The following is a 21,320-nucleotide window of genomic DNA, read 5'->3' as shown; positions in this document are numbered from 1 at the left end:
TCAAGGTTGCCTCCCATTTGGCAGCCTTGAATCAGCCAGCGATCAGTTTGGAAACCCTCAAACGTCAACACGCCCTAGAAGACCCTCGGCGAAATCCTCGGACTCTGTGGCTCAGTATCCTGCCGACCCGACGCGGAGGGGACATTTGGTCTATCTCAGCGTCCGGCCCCTACGGACGGTCGGGTACCGCTGATGCTGCGCAGCGACGTTTCCAGAGCGGCCATCAGGGCTTGCCGCAGCGGTCCTGGTCGGTCAGCTGTCGTTCGCCGGGCCTGTCTTGATGCTATTCGCCTGCCAGCGTTCCACCTCAACGCCATATCAACCCTTGACGAGGCGCGTGCCCTTGTGGCTTGGGCGATTTCCCCGCCATTGCTTCACCGGCGCTGCGCAGCATTGCCGCCGCTTCGGTCCGGCTCTGGACGTTCAGCTTCACAATGATGTTGTGCACATGGTTCTTGATGGTCGGAACCTCAAGCCCGAGTTGGCGTGCGATCAACTTGTTTGACAGGCTGTCTTTCAGAAGGGACAGGATCTGGTACTCGCGGCTTGAAAGCTTATTCAGCCGATGCACCTCGCGTTCGCGGTACGAAATTTGAAGAAGGTGTTCTTGCAGCAACCGGCTGATCCGGGGGGGGCAGACCAGATCGCCTCTCAGCGCGGCCTGGACGATAGCGACAAGGTCGTCGATCGACTGGTCCACCGTGACGCAGGCCGCCGCTCCGGCCTCGACCGAGGCCAGGAGGGCGTTTTCATCCCAGTCCAGTCCGAGCGCGACGACCGGTTTGCCGCGAGCGGCGGCGAAGGTCGTCCGGACGCTTGCCGCCGAGTCGCCGGACTGGTCGGCACGCACGTCGACAAGAACGGAATCGACCCCCTCGAGCGCAAGACCATCAATGTGACCGGGACCGTCGCAGGCAAGAACGGCACTGATTTCCGGGCGGTCTGCAAGAGCTTTCTGAAGCCCTTCCCTGTAAATGCGATGTGCGACGCAAAGAAGTAATGAAAAACGATCCATACCAAGCAACCCTTCCTTCAGGCGGAGGCCGGAACCGAAACGAGTCCAATTTGCGACGACATTATAGCATGAAAACTACCCGGTGACTTCGAGATTCCGACGCAAGAGCAGGCAGCCGGTTGGCCGGCACCGGCGAGGCCGCTCCGCCGGCAATGAGGGGGCGCGCATCGGGGCCGGGATCAAGCCATTCTCCGGGGCCTCGGGTCAGGCCTGCGAGGCCTAGGGGCGAAAGATCGCCGGGCATTCCGGCATTCATCCCCCAGGGATATCGTCGGCCATCGGCGCCCCGCGTGGCCATTTCCCATTGGTCGGGTGTCGGCAGGCTTCCGCCAAGCCGCCGTGCCTCGGCCTGCGCTGCGGCAAAGGTCACGGGCGGGCGCGGGACGCTGTCGATATAGAACCCGCGATCGAGCGTCAGCCGGTGCGGCGGGTTCGGCACGGTGCCGCGCGGCGCAAGCACTGTGCCCAGCCTGTATGTGCCGGGCGGCACCCAGGTCAGCAGGGTGCAATCGGCAAGGGCCGGTCCGGCGGGCCCGAATGTGATACCCGGCGCCGGTTCGGGCGGGGTACCGACCGGAAGCGGCTGGCCAAGCGCCGCGGCCGTGTCGCGCAGGCTTGGCGGCAGACCGTCGGGATCGCCATCCAGCACGGCCTCCACGCCGAGCGGAAGCGCCTTGCCCGCCGGACCGCCCAAGCCGCGCAGCACGGCGTCGCGCAGGGCAAGGATCATGTGGGCCTCGTCCTGGGTCACGCCCTCGGCCCTTGTCTGGGGCAGGCGGATGTGGGCGACCGCGCGGGCAAGGCCGGTCAGGCGCAGCGTTCCGGCGGCAAGCATGGCGGTGACGGCGATTTCCCAGTCGGGGTCGGCCAGCGCGCGGGCAAGGGCGCTTTCGACCCAGGTTGGGTCGGCCGGGCGGTCGCGCATCCACCGGCGCATCACCTGGAGCTTTTCCCGACGCCACCCGGGAACCGCGAACAGCGCGGCGGCAGGCGCCGGATCGCCACCGAGACGTTCGAGAGTCGCCAGCGCCCGCTCGACCATGGCCAGTTCGGGATCGGCGATCCAGGCCAGCGCGCAGACTGCCGCGACATGCGGATCGGAACCCTCCGCTGCCTGGGCAGCCGCCAGCCGGTCTAAGGCGTTGGCCGATCGGGCAAGGCCAATGATCTCGTCGGGGCGCATGATCGCCAGGCCGGCCGGCACGATAGCATCTCGGCCATGGCGCATGACAAGGTTGCGGGTCGCAAGGTCGCGGAGGATCCAGAGCGTGGCTGCACCCATGCGCCACTCGACCGGGCCCGGCTCGGTTGGCGGGTCAAGCGGCGACCAGCCTGCGGCCAGCAGGCGCGTCACAAGATCGCCCCAGCCGAGGGCGCGCGTCAGTACGCGCGGGATCGTCGGTTCAGGGGTGCGGTGCGGACTGGGCATCTGTCCCTACCATTGCAGATTGAAGTGGCCTTGCAGGATGGCCGCCACGATCGCACGCTGCGACGACAGCGTTTCATTCGTCACCGGATCCACCGTCCCCAGCGGCAGGACGCGATAGTCGCCGGTCTTGACGTCGACGATGACGATTGGGTCGGAACTGGTGCCGGGCTCCATCACCATCTTCATGTCGTCCCCTGCGGCAAGGCGCACCGGAATGATGCGTTCGGTGAGGTTGACTCCTTCCTGAACGAACCTGCCTTCGAACGGCCCGAGCGCCTCAAGGCCGTCGCCCAGCAAATACGCCCGCTGTTCGGGGTCGGCGCGGAAGATCTCGCGCAGGACCGCCAGTGCCCGGGGGTCGGTCAGGTCGTGCCAACCGGCCAGCCACGCCCGGATCTGATTGATCGGAGTCTGGCCGCCTGTCAGGTCGTCGGGCAGCGTCTTCAGCGCAAAGTCCATGACTGCCTCGCGGAAGACCTCGGGCGACTGATGCGCAGCATCGCGGAGCCTGGCCATGACCGGGGCCGGATCGTCTGCGAAATTCAGGAAATGCAGCAAATTGTTCACCTCGGTTGCAAGATCGCTCCGCTCGAAGCCATGCTGTTCGCGCAGCCAGATGCTTTCGAACTTGACCTTTGCCCGGACATGTTCGGGCAGGTGCCCCATCACATAGTCAAAAACATTGCGCCTGATGTCGGAGATACCCCCGCCGCCCATGATCACATCGACAACGACGAAGCGATAAGAATCCTTTTTCCCGTCGCCGATCACGTCCATGATGGCCTTGACAAGATGGGGAGCACGTTGGCCCTGGACGTCCTGGTACCCTTCCGGTTTGGGCTGTTCGAATTCGCCCAGGGGTTTCTTGCGTCCTTTCACGTCTGGAGCTTTGGGAACCGACCTGGTCGGGAAGTCGGGTCCGAGCGATTCGATCAGGAACGCGCCACCACGCTCCACCCCGAGAACCAGGTCGGGTTTGAAATCGCGGATGAACTGGCGCACTTTTTCCATCGCGGCGACGTTCTGCTGAAGAATGCTGCGTTCGAACATGCCTTCCAGCCTGTCGGACGTTCCGGGCGCCTCGACTTCACCCCTGGCGATCCATTTCGTCTCGCGCGACGCGGGCCGCCTGCCGTGGAATCGCTCGCTGATCGGCAGGTGCCCCAGCAGGGTCCGTGCCTTCTCGGGGCCTTGCCCGTCCAGCCCTTCAAGTGCCTTGCGCAGGCGTGACGGGACTTCGCCGGTTTTCACCTGATCCAGCGACAGTTTTCCGGCCTGGACATCGGCCATGGCCTCGTCAAGGGCCGCGTTGAATTCCCGGATTTTGGCCAGCCTGCCTTGAAGCTGGTCATAGCGGTCGAATTCGGGGATCCCCGCGCGAGAGGCATCCGCATCCAAGAATCCAAGCGCCAGATCCGGGTCGGCCATGATCTTGCCCAGAAGGTCGGTCATCTCGTGCATCGCATCGATTTCCCCCTTGCGCCATTCGAAGATCGCAAGGCTTCGCCCGGCATCGTCGCCGGCCGCGGGTCTGGGCGGGTTGGTTATCCAGTCGAGTGTCTCTTCGAACATGCGCGTGGTCTGCTGGGTGCCCGTGTCCGCGACCCTCGACATGATCTCGACGAAACGTCTGACGCGCTCGGGCAGCTGTTCGGCCCGAAGGCGGTCCAGATGGTTCCGCCGGCTTTTTGCCTGGGCGTCGAGTTCAGCCGCCCTGGCCTGCAACAGTTCGGCAAATTTCGTGCCCTTCACCTTGTCCACCGCGGTCGCCGCGCGCTGCGCGAACGCCGCGTCGTGTTGCCTCAAACCGGCCAGAAACCTGACCACCGCCTCCGGGTCAGCGTGTTTGGCCATGGCGAAAAGCCTGTCCACCGCCCGGGAACTCACTTTTTCCGGCAGATCGCCCTTCAGCATTTTCCTGGCCGCTTCTTCTGCGTCGAGATCCTCGGCCGCAACGAAACCCCGGCCTTGCTGCGCCGCCAAGCGGGGATCGGACAGGATCATCCGGTGGTGCAGAAGCTGGGCGTCCAGCCACCGCACCTCTGCCTGCGCCCGCAAGGCTGCATCGGGGGACGGGCCGGACCTTGCCAGTGCATCCATGCGTTCGTGGATGATCGCGGGCAGCTTGGCCAGTTCCAACTGCGCCTCCCACCCCCGCGATCCGATGGGCAGGCCGGTGGCGTTCGCGTTGTGGATCAGGTCGTGCAGGACGCGGCGGACATTGCCCAGGACCCCCATGTATTTCTGCATCGCATGGATCGTGCCGGAATGCAGCGCCACGTCCAGGGCCGTCGCCCCCGGCCCGACGCGGACCTCCACGCCGACGATGCGGTTGCCGATGCGCAACGGCTCGACATGGACGGAGCGGCCTGGCAGACTGGAATCCGGGGTGACGAAGGTGCCCTGGCGGATCGGGTCGGGCAGAACCGCCCGCATCGCCTGAATACGCGGCCCGTCTGGATCGGATTGTGCCGGGGTGCCGTCCGCGTCCGGTTTCGGGGTGTTGGCGGGACTTGCCATGTCTCCGCCATCAGCGCGGGACGGCCCCGATCCCGCGGCTGCCTCGGCCGCATCGGCCGACGCGCGGATCTCCTTCATCAGGCCGCTTTGCTCGATCTCGGCCCGGGCCTTGCGGCCCTGCGGCGAGGCCAGGAAGTCACCCATCGAGGCATTGGGGTTTTCCTGCCGGAAGGTCTCGAAATGCTCGCCGATGATCCGGTTCAGCTCCTTCACGCGCCCGATATTGCCCGGCTCGAAGATCGCGGAATGCCCCAGTTCGAAAAGCCCGCCGCCAGCTGTCCTGGAGAGATGAAGCGTGCGGCTCATGGCGACCGACTGCAAAAGACCCCAGCCGGTGCCCGACAGGAAATTGGCAAGCGGGTCGCCCTTCCAGACGTTGTCGTCGGTCATCGTCTGGATCATCGTGGACGGCACCGCCGATGCCGCATCCTCGATCCCTTCGGCGGCGAAGCGGGCGATGGCGCGTTCCACCCCCTCGCGGGTGGGCGCAATGGCGCGGCCGGCGCGCGCGGCAAGGCCCATCCCCTCCATGGCCGCCAGCCGCTGCGCCACCCCGGTCCTGCCGATTCTGCCCGCCAGGGCGGGCATCTTGGTGGCGCTGACCAGGCTCTTGATCGGGCCAAGGATCTTGGTGCCCAAGCCGGCGGTCGCGGCCGACATCGCCGCATCGACCACGCCGACCGCCGCGTCGATGGCAAAGTCCTGCGTGCCATAGGCGCCGCCCTTGATCAGCAGCTTCGTCGCCATTGTCGCCACGGTGGCATAAAGCGAGGCGAGGACCGCCACCATGACCGGCCCTGCAGTGCCGGCCGTGGCCACCGTGATGACGGCCGCCACGACGATGGCCGTGACGATGCCGACGATCTGGGCTGCCATGTCGGTCACGCTGTCGATGCGGCGGCGGTGATCCTCGACCGCCGCCTGCACCCGCTCGACGCGGAAATCCAGCTCGTCGCTGAGACGCGCCCGCTCCTCACGCGCCTCGTCGGTGTCGGGCCAGTCGGTCCGCAACAGGCCCGCCTTCAGATCTTGCAGGCGACCCAGTTCGGAATTCATCCACGCCGCCTCGTGCCCCGCCGCGGCGCCGCCCAGAACGCCGGTCAGGTGGTTCGTTTCGCGGTGGACCCGGCGTTCTTCCTGCGCGATCGCCTCCAGGGCGCTGGTGGGCTTGCCGTGGTCGTACATGTCCAGCACGTCCGACAGATCGCGGCCGTCCAGTTCGCCGACCAGCATGTCGCGGAACCTTTTCCCGGGGTGCCGCTTTTCCCACTGCGCGGCCAGCACGTCCAGTTCCGCCTTGGTCATGCTGCCGACCACGCGGCGGACCGTTTCCTCGTCGGTGCCGGCGGTGCGGGTGGCATATTCGATTTCCTGCAAGGGCTCCAGCCGGCCGCCCTGTTCCAGCATGTTGCGGGCCTTGTTCAGATCCTCGCCCGACATGCTGACTTCGACGGCATATTCCAGCGGCCAGAAATACTTGTCCTGATAGACCTGCTTCAGGCTGTCCATCGACAGGCGGCTATCCTGCTGGGCGCCGTCCTGGACCTCCTTCTCCATCTGGCGTTCCAAGGCCATGCGCTGGCGCGAGATTTCCTCCTCGCTGACGCCCGGCTTGTGGCGAAGCTCGTCCACCAGGCGCCGGACGCGCATGGTTCGCGCCGGTCCCTCGTCAAGCCGCCGCGCCTCCAGGGCGCGTTCGTATTGCGATCGCAGAACCGCGTTGATCCGGTCGTCCGAGGCATAGAAGCCGCTGCGCTCGATCTCGATCCGGGCGGCATCGGCCTTGATCAGGTTGTTGTCCTGAAGCGCGTTGGCAAGGTCCAGTTCCGGACCGCTTAACTCGGACTTGAAGGCGCGGCGCAGCACGGTCGTGCCTTCCAAGCCGGGGGCGTTGTATTGTTCGACAGTGGCGTATCTTTCGCCGAACTTCTTCTCGATCAGCGTCAGGCGGCGGCGGACCTCGGCCTCCATCTCCTCCGATGTCCAGTTCTGGCCCTTGGCCATGGCCAGGACCTCGGACCTCACGCGGTTCTGGACCTCCTCAATCCGCTTCTCGTCGGTGCCGGTGCTGATGATGCCGCCGCGCATCGCTTCGTCGAATTCAATGGCGTCGGCCAGTTCGTTGTCCCCCGCCAGAAGCGCGTTCGCCTGGTCGATCTCGTTCCCGTCCGACAGGTCGTCCTTCAGGTCCGCGTCCAGCGTGACGCCATACATGCGCAGGTATTCGGCGCGGATCGCCTCGCGCTCGGCCTCGGACTTGTTGCGCAGGGTACGCATGATCGTCGCTTCGTCGGTGCCCAGGCCCGCCATTGCGTCATGCAGCGCGATGGCATCGGCCTTGGCCTGCTTGCCCTCCAGCTCGGCCATGGCCTGGTCAAGCTCCTCGCCGCTCATCTCGCTTTCCAGGTCGTTGTCCAGGTCGCTGTCGAAGATGGCCCGGTACATCTTGCGCACCACCGCGCCTTGCAGGACCGTCATTGACCGCAGGCTGTCGAAGATGCGCTGTTCGTCGGTGCCCCATTGGTCCATCGCGGCATGGACGTTCTGCGCGATCCGCGCCGCGTCGAAGCCCGCGCCCTGGCTGCGCGCGACATCGTTCAGCTTGTTGGCCGTCGCGTGATCCCCGCCGGAAACGGGCGTCGCGATCAGCGCGGTCTCGAACCGTTCATTGGTGCCCGCCTGGTGGTCGCGGGTCAGGTTGTCGGCCAGCCGGTCGGCCGCAAAGTCCAGCGGATGCTTGCCCTTGGCCTTGTTGTAGAACGTCCCGAAGGCCGCCTTCTGGGCGTCGGTCATCTGGTTGATCTGCTGGGCGGTGTTCTGGTCCACCTCTTTCGCCAGCGCCTTGGCGGCCAGTTCGGCGCCCAGGATGTCGTCGGCGATGGCCTTGGCATTCTCGCGGCCGCGGCGCACGCGCCATTGCTCGTTGACATCCTTGGCCTGCCCGAGCCAGCGCCTGATGCGGGCGACGAAACGTTCCCACCAGCTTTTACCGGCAAGGATCCTATCCTCGGCCCAGCGGCGCGCGGCCTCGATCCCGGCCGAGCCCGCGCCCTCGACCGCCTTGCGATAACTGTCCGTCGTGGACGCGGCCAGGGCCAGGGCCTTGCGGAAATGCTCGCCCACGGTTTTCAACCGCTCGTCCGTCCAGAGGCGGATCTGGACCGACATGTCGGACAGCACCCTTTCGCGCGGCTTGTCGTTCTGGTCCCGCGCGGCGCGCGGCGGGGCGGGCGTCATCACCTGATAGACTTCGCGCTGCGCCAGCGTGCGATAGGCGTCCTGCTGTTCGGTGCGTGCCTGAGTCAGATCAGCCTGCCGCTTGTCGCCCGCACGCTGGTAGTTGGTGATCTGCGTGGTGACGTGTTCGCGAAACCAGGCGACGATCCTGTCGCGGCGGGCGTTGACAACGGTGGGGTCGTTCTCGCCGGCGACGGCGGTCTGGCGGCGCAGCGTCTCCTCCTCGGCCGCCTCAGCCGCGCCGGCGATGGCGTCCGAGGTCTTCTGCCCCTCGTCTGTGACGGTCTTCTTCGTTTCGTCGGCCTGCTTGCTGACGGTCTCGGCGGCCCTGGTCTTGGCGTCTTCCAGGTCCTTGCGGCGCTTGGCGACCATCTCGTCCAGCTCGGCGCCGCTGACCCCGGCAGCGTCGGCGATGTCCTTCAGGTCGCCGGTCAGCGCGGTTTTCAGCCCGTCCAGCAGGTCGGCGCCGATATCGGGAAAGTTCCTGAACAGCGCCTCGCCCGCGAAGGCCTTCTTGCGCAGCCGGACAAGAATGTCGGCAGCGGTGGCATCGGTGTCCGCCATCAGGCGCGCGACCAGTTCGCCGATCCTGGCGCGGTTTTCGGGCGTCGTGCCCTCGGCCTTGAACGGGCCGATATCGGGCGCAATGACCGCGGGTCCGCGCCCCTTGCGGTCGGGCGTGTCGCCGGTCGCGGTCAGCGTCTCCAGCGCGATCCGCACGCGCCGCTGTTCGGGCGTTTCCTTCTGGTTCCTGACATCCTCGGCTGACGCGCCGGGCGGAAGCTGGGCCAGCGTCCTGGCCGAGGGGGTGATGAGAACCTGGAACAAATCGGGGTCCACCGGTCTGACGCCAAGCGGCGGCATCGTGCCGCCGATCTTCTGGCCCTCCACCTCGCGCTCGGGCGAGGCGGTCAGCGCGATCGACGCCTGGTCAGGAAGATGCTTGCCCGAGGCGTCCAGCACCTTTTGCGTGTGTTCGGGAACCGGGTTCGGCGGCGGCGGGGCGGGCGGGGTCGTGTCGATCTCGGGCGGCTTCGGCACGGTGTTGATGGCGTCCCTAGTCATCCCCTCGCGCGCCGCAGCGTTGCGCTTTTGCGCGCTCGATCCGATCTTGGCCAGCCGGGCCGACCCGTCCGTCGGCACCTTCACGTCGGGCTGCGGGATCGCGGCGGCGCCCGCACGGACCTGCTCCTGCCAGCGGCGGATGATGGCGCCCGGCGACGGTCCCTGAGGTTCGCCCGATGCGGGGGCAGGCGGTGCGCTGGCGGGTTCTGGCGCGCCTTCCAACGGGGCAGCCAGCGGCGCGGCTTCGGGCAGGGGCGTTCCGCCTTGGGGGAAATCGGGTATCGGCACCGGCCCGGTTGTCCGCGGCTTCTCCTCGCCCTTCAGAAGCGCCGCCTCCGACCCGCCGGGCAGCGGCGCGGGCGCGCGCGGGGTGGCTATTGCGTCGACCTCTGCGCCAGGGGCTGCCGTGTCACCCGCATCGGTGGTCCTGGGCGCCTCTGGCATCTCGGGCTGCGGCGCGGTCATGGCGCGCGGTTCGGGCGCCGCCGGGGGAGGGTCGGGACCAGCCGATTCCAGCATGTCCAGCAGGATGGCCGCCAGTTCGGTCCAGCGATCCTCATCCGCGACGGTTGGCCTGCTCTGGGGCGCAGGGGTCTGGACGCGCCGCTGCGCGGGAGCGGCTGGCAGGGTCGTGGCGACAGGGGGGGCGAAGCCGCGGGTCATCCTGCCCAATCCTCCTCGCCCGATCCGAATGCGATCTCCAGCCGCTTGCCCAGCCAGGTGAGATGCCCCGGATCGGCGTCCAGCCCGGCGCGGCGGATGTCGAAATCGACCGCGTCGGAGGGCAGCCGGACCAGGATGAGGCGGGGGCCGATCTCGACCTCTCCGGCAATGCCCAGAAGGCCGGTCAGCGCCTGCGCATCAAGCGGCCGGTGGATCAGTTCCGCCAGCGTGGCGACCAGCGCCGCCGCGCCCCATTCGGACAGGCACCAGGATCCGTCCCCGGCCAGGGCGGCGCGGCGGGTCTCAATCCGGGCGCCAAGATCGGTTCCGGCCAGGTCGCGGGCGGCGGTGGTGATGGTCGTGCAGAATTCACGCCGCGCCCAGTCCGGGACGGAGTCAGGCGGTGCGGGAGGGCGTGGAAATTCCGCCGCAAGCGCGGCTGACGCGGGATCCCCGGGCACCCCGCTGAGGGTGGCCAGCATGGCCGCCATGGCTGAACCTTCGGGCACGCCGATGCGCCACAGCGCCTCTGGAATGCCCAGACGGATTGCCAGGGTGACAAGATAGACGAGCCCGCCCCAGCCGGTAGGGTAGGCGGCGGATGACGGCCCTGCATCAGTCCCGATCCGATCCGGTGGGGGAGCGTCGCCTATGTCCGGGATGCTGCCAGCTCGGCGGGCGGACATCGTGGTGCCGGGGTCCGGTCCTGCCCGAGCGGCGGGCCGGGCCGGGGTGGAAACGCCGGAAGCCTGCGGGGCAGGCGGCAGGGTGGCGGCTGGCCCGGGGTGGAGGACGGGGCGCGGCAGCCCCCCCGGCGGGGCGGCCGGATCCGGCGCGCGGCGTTCAAAGCGCCGCCGCGGAGGTTGCACCTGGTTATGCCGGGGCGGCCTGGGTTCGGCGCTGTTGGGCGACCGCGCAGGGACGGCGGGGGGCCGTGCCGGGCCGGGGTCGGCCTTGTCTCCCGGCGCGGAGTCTTCCGGGCTTGCCCCTTCGATGACCGCCAGGATCGCGGCCCGGATGGAGGGCGGCAAGACCGGTGCGAAACGGGCAAGAAGTGTTTGCTGCACGGACGGCGGCAGGGCTGAAATGACCTTGTCCAGCAGGCCCGCCTCGGCGCAGTGGCCAAGCGTGGCGGCGACCACGTCGGGCGGCTCGTCCAGCAGCGTCCGGGCCAGGGCGGGCAGGTCGTCGCGGCGCCCCTCGGGGCCGGGTTCGTCACGCAGGGCGGCGATCAGCGCGGCACCGTGCCATGCGCCCGCCGTTGGCCAGATCCGCGCCTCGGCCTCGACGGGCGGGGGCGGCGTGCCGGGATGCGCGACAAGGGCGATGTCCTGGATGTGGGCGGCAAGATCCTGACCCACCTGCCGCGCAAGATCGGCGGCGTTGCGGATTTCGGGGCCGATGCGCAGGCGGACCCTTAGCCTGCGGATGCGGATGACGGCTGCCTCCCCATAAACGGCGTCCAGCTCACAGGCTAGGGCGTCCAGCACAGCGGGAAGGAACCGGCGTTCGACCACATCCTGCACGGCGCCCGCGCGGTCCTGCGCGCCGCCGGGAAGGCGCAGCGACAGCACAAGCGAACCGACGGTCAGCGTGCCCATGGCCTAGCGCCGGTCGGCGACCCTGCCGGCGATGGTCCTGATCGCCGGGACGCTGAGCCCGCGCCCGCGCAGATGTTCGTTCACCGCCTTGCGGATGGCCGAGGTCACCGCCGCTTCCTTGATGTCGGCGCGGATGAAGGGGTCATCGTCGGCGCGCTCGGTGGCAACGGCCGTCACGGCATCGCCTACCGCCTCAAGCGTGCGCAGCGCCACCGTATAGACCAGGCCCACGGCCTTGTCGACGGCGGCGGCATCCAGGTTCTCGTCCTCCATGAGTTCGGGGCGCACGCGCCTGGCCAGCACCTCGGGATCGCGGGCAAGCAGGTCGTCAACCGTGGCGATTTCGGCCCGGCCGATCGCCGCAAGCGTGGCATCGAACACCGCAGCGTCGCCCAATGGCCTGAGATCCGCAAGTGGCAGTTCCGCCCTGATCTCGCGCATCATCTCGACGGCGGGTGCCTTGGCCATGATCCGCGTCGTGTCAAGCCGCGCTTCAAGATGGTGTTCGATCTTCGCGGAAAAGGCCGGGACAAGCGCGGCTGGGGCAGCCGGAGGTGGGAAACCGTCCGCGGGCTGGAACCCGCCCAGGATCCCGCCCCGGGACAGCAGCGCCTTGAAGGAAACAACCTCTCCGCCCCCGATCCTCAGTTCGCTGTCGTTGGTCCACAGCGCCGCCTGGATGGCCTTCATGTCGGCGGGATCAAGCTGGCTGTCGGGGGTTTGCGCCACACAGCAGATCCAGCTGGCCAGCCGCGTTGCCGTGACATCCATCGGCGCAATGCCGAAAAGACCCGTCCAATGTGTCAGAAGCGGTCCGGTCAGCACATGGCGGCGGCACGCCCATTCGTCGAAGCACAGGATGCGCCCCTTGCGCGAGATCGTGACGCGGCCCAGGTGGATGCCGTGGTGGTTGTCGCAGCAGCGCGGTCCGCGATAGGCGAAGTCGCGGCACCATTCCTGGAACAACAGGCGCAGGCAGCGTTCGGCCTGGGCCGCCCCGGGGGCGGTCAGGTCGATCTTCCACAGGATGCGCCAGGCCAGCCAGGACGCAAGCGCGGCGATGGCTGTGCGGGTGGGGTCCGGCTGGTCGGGCGGATCGTTGCAGGGCGCGGTGCCGGTCAGCCCCCGGAACCAGCCCCAGATCGCGGCCAGCAGCAGCGTGCGCGCCGCGCAGGCCGGGCTGACATCGAAGGCCCAGCCTTTCATCAGCGTGCCGCAGTCGGGAACCCGCAGCGGTCCGCGCACGGCCTCGACGCGGGCCGAAACGGCAATCTGGTTCCCGCCGGTTGCTTCGATGCGGTAATCCATCTCGTAGGAGGCGCCCCCGGCAAGCGGCGCGAGATCGACGGTGAAGCGGCGGTCCATGCGGCCGTTCCGCACAAGATCGCTTTCGGACAGCGACAGTTCCATCAGGGTCTCGATCCGCTTCTCGGCGCCGGTCTCGTCCCGCGTGCGCAGGAAACCATGGCCGAGGTGCGGCGTCAGCGTGATGTCGATGCTGCGCGCGGCGGCGTTCTGGAACGTGATCTCGGCCGATTGCCCGGCGATGCCGGGGACCGTCTTGCCCTGGCTTTCAAGCGCGGTGCCGTCCGCGGCACGCAACCGCGCCTCCATCATCACCGGGGGCGGTCCCTTGGCGGCGGGCCCGGACTCCGCGACGGGCGCCGGCACCGCCTGCCCGGCGGCGGCCAGCATGTCGCGCAACTGCTCGATCCTGGCGCAGAACCGCTCCATTGCGCCGGGCTCGGACGGACGGGGCGGGGGCACAAGGCGCAGCCGCGTCGTCTCGCGCATGGCGCTGTGGCGGCAACCCCCGGGAAGCGTCGCGCAGGGATCCTCGAACACCCGCCGGGGATCCTCGGGGCATTCGACATATTCCAGCATCAGGCAGGCCTCGACCGGCCCGTCGGGACGGTCGCAGGGATCCTCGCAGGGACCGGCTCCGGCCATGAGGATCTCTCGGAACTCCTCGCTGCATGGGTCGATCAGGTCCCGCTCGGATACGGCTGCGGGGCATTCGACGACAAGATCGTCGCCGCAGCAGCTCAGCCCATAGCCGGGGCAGATGGTGAAGGCGCGGGCCTTCGCGTCCCATTGGACCGACAGGCCCCAGACCACGCCGCTGCCCAGTGCGCGGTTGGTCAGCCGGCGCTTCATCTGCCAGTATGACTGCTCGCGCTTCATGTCGGCCTCGGACAGCACCATGCCGTCATGGAACTCGGTCCGGCGCAACCCGCCGCGCAAGGCGCCGGGAACGCAGGGCGCGAAGACGTGCTTGGATTCGGTCATGGCCTCACTCCCCTACGGCAAAGTTGCAGTGGCAGGATTCGATGACCCGGGGCGGGCAGCAGGGCTTGCATGTCTCGGGGGGCGGACAGATCGCATCCGGCAGGCATCTGAGAAACGAGCAGATGAAATCCTCAAGGCACTCGCGAAGATCGATCTCGTCACCTTCCCGGGGTTCGCAAAGCTCGTCGCCCATGCAGCGCAGGAAGTCGCAGAACGAGACCTTGAGGCATTCGCGGATGCGCCAGCGGGTCTCGCAGGAGATCGAGAAGATGCCGACGCAGTTTCCATCGTCATCGTAGCGCGCGGGTGGAAAGCTGCGGGCGTCATGGCACCCGCATCCGCATCCGCAGGACGACGTGCCGCCGCATCGGCATCCGCAGGTCTGGCCCGGCGGGGGCGCGGTCCGGATCTGCATGGCATCTGCCCGGCTGTGCAGGGGGCCGGTCTTCGACAGGGCCCGGCTTCCGGATGACGGGCCTGGTGCCGACAGTGCGTGGGTCTGGGCAGGCACGATGGACCCGGGGTCGCCGGAATAGGCCAGCATCGCCAGCCGGGGTGGATAAAGGCTGCGCTGACGCATGGCGTATCTCCTGATGTCCGAGGCGGTCTGGGGGGCCGTGATGTATTCGTATTCGCCGGGTGCCTTGGCGACGAAGGCGACTGTTTGGCCAAGGGGGACCGTCTGGGGGGGCTCGGGTCTAGGCGGATTTTCGCAAGGCTCCCACCGACGCCAGATTGCCGTGGCCGCCGCGCCAAGCGAAAGCAGATGCACCATGTGCGGCGGCTGCATCACGCCGTCGGCATTATAGGCGCGATAGACCGGCGCACCGTCATAGACCGGATGGGTGATCGAACTGATTTCGAGCGATTCAAGGAGACCCTTGGTGAAGGCCTTGCGGATGACGCCGGCCTCGCCGCGGGAAAACCCTAGCGACTCAAGCCCGCCGCCGCCATCGTCGCGGTCCTGTTCGGATCTGCGCGTGGTTCCGGAATAGAGTTCCAGCATCGGCATGGCGCCCCGCAACCCAAACAGAGCGGCCTTGCCGCCAAGCGATGCCCCGGCCAGCGCAAGCCTGCCCAGGGTCGACAGCATCTCCAGCCCCGCATCCATCCGGGCCCGGGCCTTCTGCCGCTCCGCTGTGGCGGCCGGATCGGCGCCATCTGCGGCATTCTTCGCGCTCCTTCCCGTGTCGGCCATGGCGTCACGCTCCCACTGGATGCATGGTCAGGTCGCCGCCGTTTTCCTTCCCGAGGCAGAAGCGCCATGAGAAATGGCGGGGGCGCAGGCGGCGCAGAAGCGGATCCACCACCGGATCGGCATCCTCATGCGCGAAGATCTGGTAGCGGCCGCCCGCGACCAGGAAGCCGCTGGCGACCGCGATATAGATCACCGGCCCGTCATGGTTGGCCTCGCCCACGATCTTCTCGGAATAGGTTGCCTTGACCGCCTCGCCAGCCGGATGCAGCCAGCCTTGCCTGGTCAACTGGCGCAGGCCGAAGCTGGCCTCCTCGTCCAGGGTCCGGGCGTCGATCCTGCAGTTCAGGTGCAGGGCGAATTGGTGGCGTTGGTCGTCCAGCTTGCGGAAGGTGATCGAGGTGATCTCGGGTCCGCCGATGTCGGGATCGACCTCGGCGAAGATGCCGGCCAGAAGATGCTGGATGACCTCGGTCGACAGCAGCACTTGCGAGGCGCAGCCATGGTCGATGTCCTCGATGGCCGTGACCTCGTCCGGATGGTCGGCCTTGACGGTGACGTGGAAGCAGCCGAGGTTCAGCCATTCGCTGTCATCGCAACGGCAGTGTTCGCGGATCGGCGGGGTCAGCGCGGCCAGAAGGCCGGTCGCGCCGCCGGCATTGGCGATGGCGCTTTCGATCGCCTCCTGCGTCGGGAACAGGCGGTGCCGGGTCAGCGCCTTCGCCTCGTCGGCGAACATCAGGCGCAGCTCGAATTCCTCGGTGGTGCGGCCGAACTCGGCCTGCTGGCCGCAGGGATCGGCGCCGCCGCAGGATCCGGACCCGCCGCAGACGCAGCCGCAATCGCTGTCATCATGGCCGCCGCAGGGGTCCGGCGGTACGGGTTCGGGCGCACCGCCGCATTCGGCGTAACGCATAACGACGCACAGCCTGACGCGGTTCGTCTCGTCCGGCTTGCAGGGGTTGTTGTCCTGGTCGCGGAACTTGTAGGCCTGCTGGCGGAACCAGGCGGCGACATCGACGCATTGGTCGAACCCGACCACGATCTCGCGCCCGCAGGCATCAAGGGCGGCGCCCCGGCCGACGCGCAGAAGCGTGCCTTCCGGTTCCAGGACCGACAGCTTCAGCCCGCACAGGATGCCCGCGCCGTGCAGCCTGCCGTTGTGAAAGCGCATCTTGCCGGCGTGGTACCGCTGTTCATCGACATAATCGGCAAGCCGCATTTCCTTGCCATGGAAATAGTTCACGCGGAAGAAGCCGCCGGGCAGGTCGCAACGCGCCTCGCGGCAATCCTTCATCAGGTTCAGGTCACGCCACTTGGACATGTGCGCCTCCTTGCGGTCGGTATTCGGTCACGCGCCCCCCCGCCCAGCATGCCGCCCAGCCGAAAGCCGCCCCCGGCCAAGTTGCCGGGCTGCGGACGATCGCCGGGCAGTGCGTCGGGGTCACAGATGCAGGGTCTTGCCCGGCACGGGCCAGGGATGACGATGGCGCCGACGGTCGATCCCATGCCGATGCGCTGCGCGCCCAGGCCGATGGTTCCGAGCGTGTATTCGGTATGGGCGGGCTTCATGTCATCGATGATCTTGCGGACCGCCGAAAGCTCAGTCCGGCGGTTCGCGCGGCCCGGCAAGGTGACGCTGACCGAGAAGCGGTGCGCCAGCGGGCGGGCCAGCGCGTGGCCCAGCGGCGCCACGCCAAGCGCCCCGCGCGCGCCAAGCTGGATCGGTTCGGGCGGGCGGTTGCGAAAGTCCTCGACAATGCCGACGGCGTGGCCGGTATAGATTTCCAGATAGCGGCGCAGCGCGGCAGGCGTGCCCCGTGCGGCCTGAAGGTCCGCGCCCTCGATGACAAGCCGCCGACGGCGTTCCATCGGCCAGGAAGGGTCGAAGGCAAGGTCAAGCCAGCCTGCGATGAAGGCCAGCCAGCCGATATCGGCGGCGCGCGGGTTCATCAGGCGCGAGATGCTTTCGAAGGCGGCCTCGGCCTCGGTGAACTGGTCCTCGAAGAGCGACAGGAAGCGTTCCAGGAAGTTGCCTCCCGGCGGTTCGGCCAGCGGGTCACGCCGGGCGAAAAGGGGCGGCAGCCAGTCAAGCAGGCTATAGCGCGGTGCGGTGACGCGAAGCGAGCGGATCACCGGCGTCGCGGTCGCCGTGACGGGCGGCCCGACCCGGCCCGGCGGCGGCAGGCCGCGGCCAACCATCCTGAGGCGGAGCCACAGGTAACGGCCCCGGTCCGTTGCCACGGGTTCCGGGACGATCGCATTGGTCCAGTTGGCCGGAGTGACCGCGCCGGTCATCTGCCCGGCCAGAAACAGGGTGCCGGTCGCGGCGTCAGTCCAGGCGGCGGCGACGGTCGTTGCCCCGTCGTCCGAGATGACCGAGACCGTGGCGCCCGGCGGCAGCGGACCGTCGCTGGGCAGGCTTTCGCGCAGGATCAGGCGGCCGGGCGTGGTCTCAAGGGTGACGGCCGCGGTCGAGAAATCGCCGGCGACGGGCGCGGTCAGCGTGACGTCCAGATCCTCGTCCAGCGGCTCGATCAGTTCGATCCGGGCGCGGGTCTGGCCGTCCCGCGCCTCAATGACATCCCCTGCGCCCAGGATCGCGGCAAGCTCGGGCGGAAGCGCAAGCTCGCCGGGCTTGCCGTCGGTGCGCGACGGCTCCAGGGCGGGCGGGGCGGGGAAAAGGAACGACAGGTCTAGCGGACCATAGGGAAGGGCGACCCCGTCGCGTTCGATAAGCGCGAGAACGGGCGGCGCGGCAAAAAGGGCAGGGCTGCCGGTGGCCGCGACGGTCCAGTCGGCGGGGGCGATGGCGGCGATCTCGGCCGATGCGTCCCCGCCTGCGTGCGCTGTCATGCGCAGGATGTCGCCCGCCCGCAGCCGCGCCGCCGTGGCGCGGGGCAGGGTCAGGGTACGCGCGTTGACACGCCCGGCGCCCGCAAAACTGGCGATGACCGGCCGGTCGCGAACCATCCGGCCAAGCCGCCACAAGGGCCAGAGCGTCTGATCAGACAGGACCAGCCGGTCGAACGCCTTGGCCCGCCCGTCCGCCAGGGCACGCGGCATCGGGATCGGCCGTTCGGGCGCCCAGGCACGCAGGTGCGCATCCGCATCGTTCGCGGCGAAGGTCTGCACCTCGATTGTGGTGCCGGGGGGCGTGTCGGCGTCGATCTCGATCCGGTGCCAGGCAAGGTCGTGGATGCCGCCGTCGATCGGGCCAATGACCAGTTCAGCCTGGGCCACATTGCGGCGCGGCGTGGGCGACCAGCCGGCCGGCAACCCGGCCTCGTCGAACCAGCCGAGCGCCGGAAGCGGGGTTCCGTCGCGGTCCATGTGCCACAGCATCGGACGCATCGGGTCGAAAACGGCAAGCGTGCCATCGGAAAGGATCGTCAGCGCAAGCGGCCGGGGTGGCGGTTCGGCGGCGCAGGGCGCGCCCATCGCCGGATGCAGGGTGGCGAGGGACAGCGCGCCGCAGGGCCGGAAGCGCCGGGAAAAGACGTGGATCATCCCCGTGCCCGCGTCCGTGACATAGACCGTGCCGTCCGGGGCGATGGCGGCCAGGGTCGGAAGCCGCAATCCATCGTCAAGGATCGCGATGACCGCGCCCGATTTCGGGTCGATGACCTGCACCCGCGCATTGCCCGCATCGGCGACATAAAGCCTACCCTGCGCGTCGAAGGCCACGCCTGCCGGGGCGCGGAAGCGCCCCGGGGACGCGCCCTCGCCGCCGAGGCCAAGAACCGGGCCGAAGCCGTCGTCGCAGGGCCCCTTGCGCAGGACATGCCCGGTTTCCGGGTCGGCGCGGTAAAGACAGCCGTCCGGCCCCATCACCGGGGCGAGGGGCAGCCAGTCGGCGGCCAGTTCAGGCCGTGCCAGCGGCGCAAGCGCCAGTCCGCCGCGCGCGGGATCCCAGGCCGCGCCCTGGCCCCGGGCCCCCGCCCAGTCCTGCGGATAGCGCAGCACGGCCCAGAAGCTGCCGTTCGGATCAAGACCGGGGCGCAACCGGCGGGCAAGAGGGGATGCGGTCATGGCGCCCCCACCACGGTGACAAGCAGCCCGTCGGGATCGACGAAGACACATTCGTCGGGCATCAGCACGATGCGGTCGGTGTCGGTTTCGACATCGGGGCGCGGGCAATTGGTGATGCGCACCTTCTCGCGCCGCTCCACGCGCCAGGAAAGGGGCCGCGCGGCGCCCGATGGCGTATTGCCGTCGGCATGGCCGTCCAGCCCTTCGACCCGCGCCACGCCCGGCACCGCCATCACCTCGGCCACCAGGTCGGCGTGATGCAGGGGCGCGCCGAAGGGATAGCCGGTTCCGTCCGTGCCGCCGGTCAGGACGTGAAAGCCCTTGCGCAGGCGGTCCATGATCGCCTCGCGCAGGACCGTTTCGGAATAGCCCGGCATGGCGCGCACGGTGATCGCCATGTCGAAAAGACGCAGATATTGGGGCCCTGTGACGTGCAGTTCGGTGGTGATCAGGCGCAGCCTGTCAAGGTGGCGGGCGACGGCGGACAGCTCGCCCTCGGTCGGCATCGGATAGGGGCCGGGGCGGTCGGGAACGGCGATCACGGTCAGCGCGCCCGGCGTTACGGTCTCGAAGTCGATGCCTGATGCGTCAAACCCGCCGATCTGGTGGCCGATCGGATAGGGCAGGTGCCGAGCCACGACCTCGGCCTGGGCGACATCGACACCGGGCGATTCAAGCGTCGCCTCGCGGAAATCCGCGGCGGTGACGGCGCGGCCGCGTCGGCGGAAGGCCGCGGGGGCGCGGCGCTTGGCTTCCTCGATGGTCTCGGCGGCATGGCCGCCACGCGCGGGCGTGACGTTGAAGGCGCCGTCAAGGGCTGCGGGCAGGGCATCGGGCTGCGCGACCGCGCCGGTATCGACATTGCCGTCCGGCCCCCCGCCGTGGCGATAGCGTTCCGCCACCATGACCTCGGTCGCGAATGGCGGCCTGCCCGCATATCCGTCGCCATAAAGGACACGCCCGGCCTCGGCATCCAGCACATAGACCGGATCGTTCGGCCCGGCATCGTCGAAATCGGCCACCTGCCGCCAGGACAGGTATTCCGGCGATCGGTTCGGATCGCGGCTGACCAGCCGCAGGCTTTGCGGGGCAAGGTTGGGATTCGTCAGGGTCATCGCCTGCGCCGAAAGCCCGGTGCCGCGGCCAAGCCGTTCGCCGACGACGGTCTGCAGGTTCCTGGCCGTCATCGTGTTGAAGCCCAGCGAGCGGATACGGATTTTCGGCGGCAGCGCGAAGATGATGCGGATCCAGCCGCTGACCGGCACCTCCTCGGGCGTGCCCGCGACCGGCGTCTTGATCTGGTCGACCAGGGGATGGGGCATGTCGGGTTCGACATCGGCCCATTCGCCCGCCGGCACCGGGCCGATCCGTTCCGGCACGTCAAGGCGGATGGTGCCTGAACGGGTCCAGCCATCCGTCTCGTCCGACAGGACGATCAGCGGCTGCCATCTTCCCGCCGCCTCGCCGATCGCGGGCGGGCGGTAATAGTCATAGCCGACCAGCGGCGGCCCTTCGGAAAAGGCGTTCGCGATGGTGAGGGGAGTTTCGCCCGCCTTGACTTGCGAATCCGGGTCGGCTTCCTCGTCGCCGTCCAGTTGCAGGTGCAGACTGGCCCGCGCGCCCAGGAAACCGGCGGACCGGATCTGGTTGAAGGCCAGGCCCAGATACAGCACGCGATGCGTTTCCTCCTCGGGCCTCAGGAAAAGGCCCACGGGCTGCAAGGGCATGTCCCGCAGCTTGGGTTTCTTGCCGTCCCAGGCCAACGAGAAGCGTTCATCGACATAGGCGACAGGATCTTCGTTCTTGTCGGTCGGGCCCTTGTCGCCGGGGCCGTTGATGTCCAGAAGCTCGTCCCGCGCGGTCACCAGGGCGGCCAGTTGCGCGGGAAGGACATCCAGGTCGCGGTCGGTCTCGAAGACCGGGGCTGCGCCGCCCGGGCCCTTGCCCTTGATCCGGCTGCCCGCCGGGACCAGCACGCCCTGCGCCTCGCCGGGTTTGGCCAGGGTGAAGGCAATGCGGGTTTCCGCGGCGCGGGCCGGGGCCAGGGTCACGCCGACCAGCCGCAGGAACTCGACATAGGTCTTTTCGGGCACCCGGTTCAGGCGATAGCCCAGCTGTTCGGACAGATGCGCGAAAAGCTGGATCAGCGTGATGCCGGGATCGGACAGGTTGTGGTCGGTCCATTCCGGCGCGACGATCGGGATGCGCTCGCGCAGCATCGGCTCGACCGTGGCGAAGGTCAGGTCGGCGACGACGGGAGGGGTCAGCGGCATG

The 21,320-nt window shown here is 68.4% G+C and carries 9 protein-coding genes; all 9 read right to left on the bottom strand.

From position 1 onward, the window contains the following. Positions 1-307: 307 nt before the first annotated feature. A complete protein-coding gene (locus OU682_RS12820) occupies positions 308-1,015 on the bottom strand; it encodes a LuxR C-terminal-related transcriptional regulator (protein WP_268942525.1) in 708 nt (235 codons plus the stop codon). Between the two features lie 61 nt (positions 1,016-1,076). Further along, positions 1,077-2,444 carry a formylglycine-generating enzyme family protein gene (locus OU682_RS12815; RefSeq protein ID WP_268942524.1) on the bottom strand — a complete coding sequence of 456 codons (1,368 nt, stop codon included), beginning with the start codon at positions 2,442-2,444 and terminating at the stop codon, positions 1,077-1,079. 6 nt (positions 2,445-2,450) lie between these two features. Then, entirely contained in the window at positions 2,451-9,929 is a 7,479-nt protein-coding gene (locus OU682_RS12810) for a hypothetical protein (RefSeq protein WP_268942523.1), read from the bottom strand. Next, the gene (locus OU682_RS12805) at positions 9,926-11,530 is read right to left on the bottom strand and encodes a hypothetical protein (protein WP_268942522.1); all 1,605 of its coding nucleotides are present in this window, start codon (positions 11,528-11,530) and stop codon (positions 9,926-9,928) included. Before OU682_RS12805 ends, OU682_RS12810 begins: the two co-directional genes overlap by 4 nt. A gap of 3 nt (positions 11,531-11,533) precedes the next feature. Next, entirely contained in the window at positions 11,534-13,819 is a 2,286-nt protein-coding gene (locus OU682_RS12800) for a hypothetical protein (RefSeq protein ID WP_268942521.1), read from the bottom strand. 4 nt (positions 13,820-13,823) lie between these two features. Next, a complete protein-coding gene (locus OU682_RS12795; protein WP_268942520.1) occupies positions 13,824-15,017 on the bottom strand; it encodes a hypothetical protein in 1,194 nt (397 codons plus the stop codon). Between the two features lie 4 nt (positions 15,018-15,021). Then, entirely contained in the window at positions 15,022-16,338 is a 1,317-nt protein-coding gene (locus tag OU682_RS12790; RefSeq protein ID WP_268942519.1) for a hypothetical protein, read from the bottom strand. Beyond that, positions 16,317-19,046 (bottom strand): phage tail protein, encoded by a 2,730-nt coding sequence (locus OU682_RS12785; protein ID WP_268942518.1) that lies wholly within the window; start codon positions 19,044-19,046, stop codon positions 16,317-16,319. The genes OU682_RS12790 and OU682_RS12785 overlap by 22 nt, the downstream gene beginning before the upstream one ends. Then, positions 19,043-21,319, bottom strand: coding sequence for a putative baseplate assembly protein (locus OU682_RS12780; protein WP_268942517.1), 2,277 nt, complete (start codon positions 21,317-21,319; stop codon positions 19,043-19,045). The genes OU682_RS12785 and OU682_RS12780 overlap by 4 nt, the downstream gene beginning before the upstream one ends. Position 21,320: the final 1 nt, after the last annotated feature.

It is taken from the genome of Paracoccus benzoatiresistens (assembly GCF_026913015.1).
GTDB lineage: Bacteria > Pseudomonadota > Alphaproteobacteria > Rhodobacterales > Rhodobacteraceae > Paracoccus > Paracoccus benzoatiresistens.
Note: the sequence above shows the minus strand (reverse complement) of the source record. Positions and strands in the feature narration are given on the sequence as shown.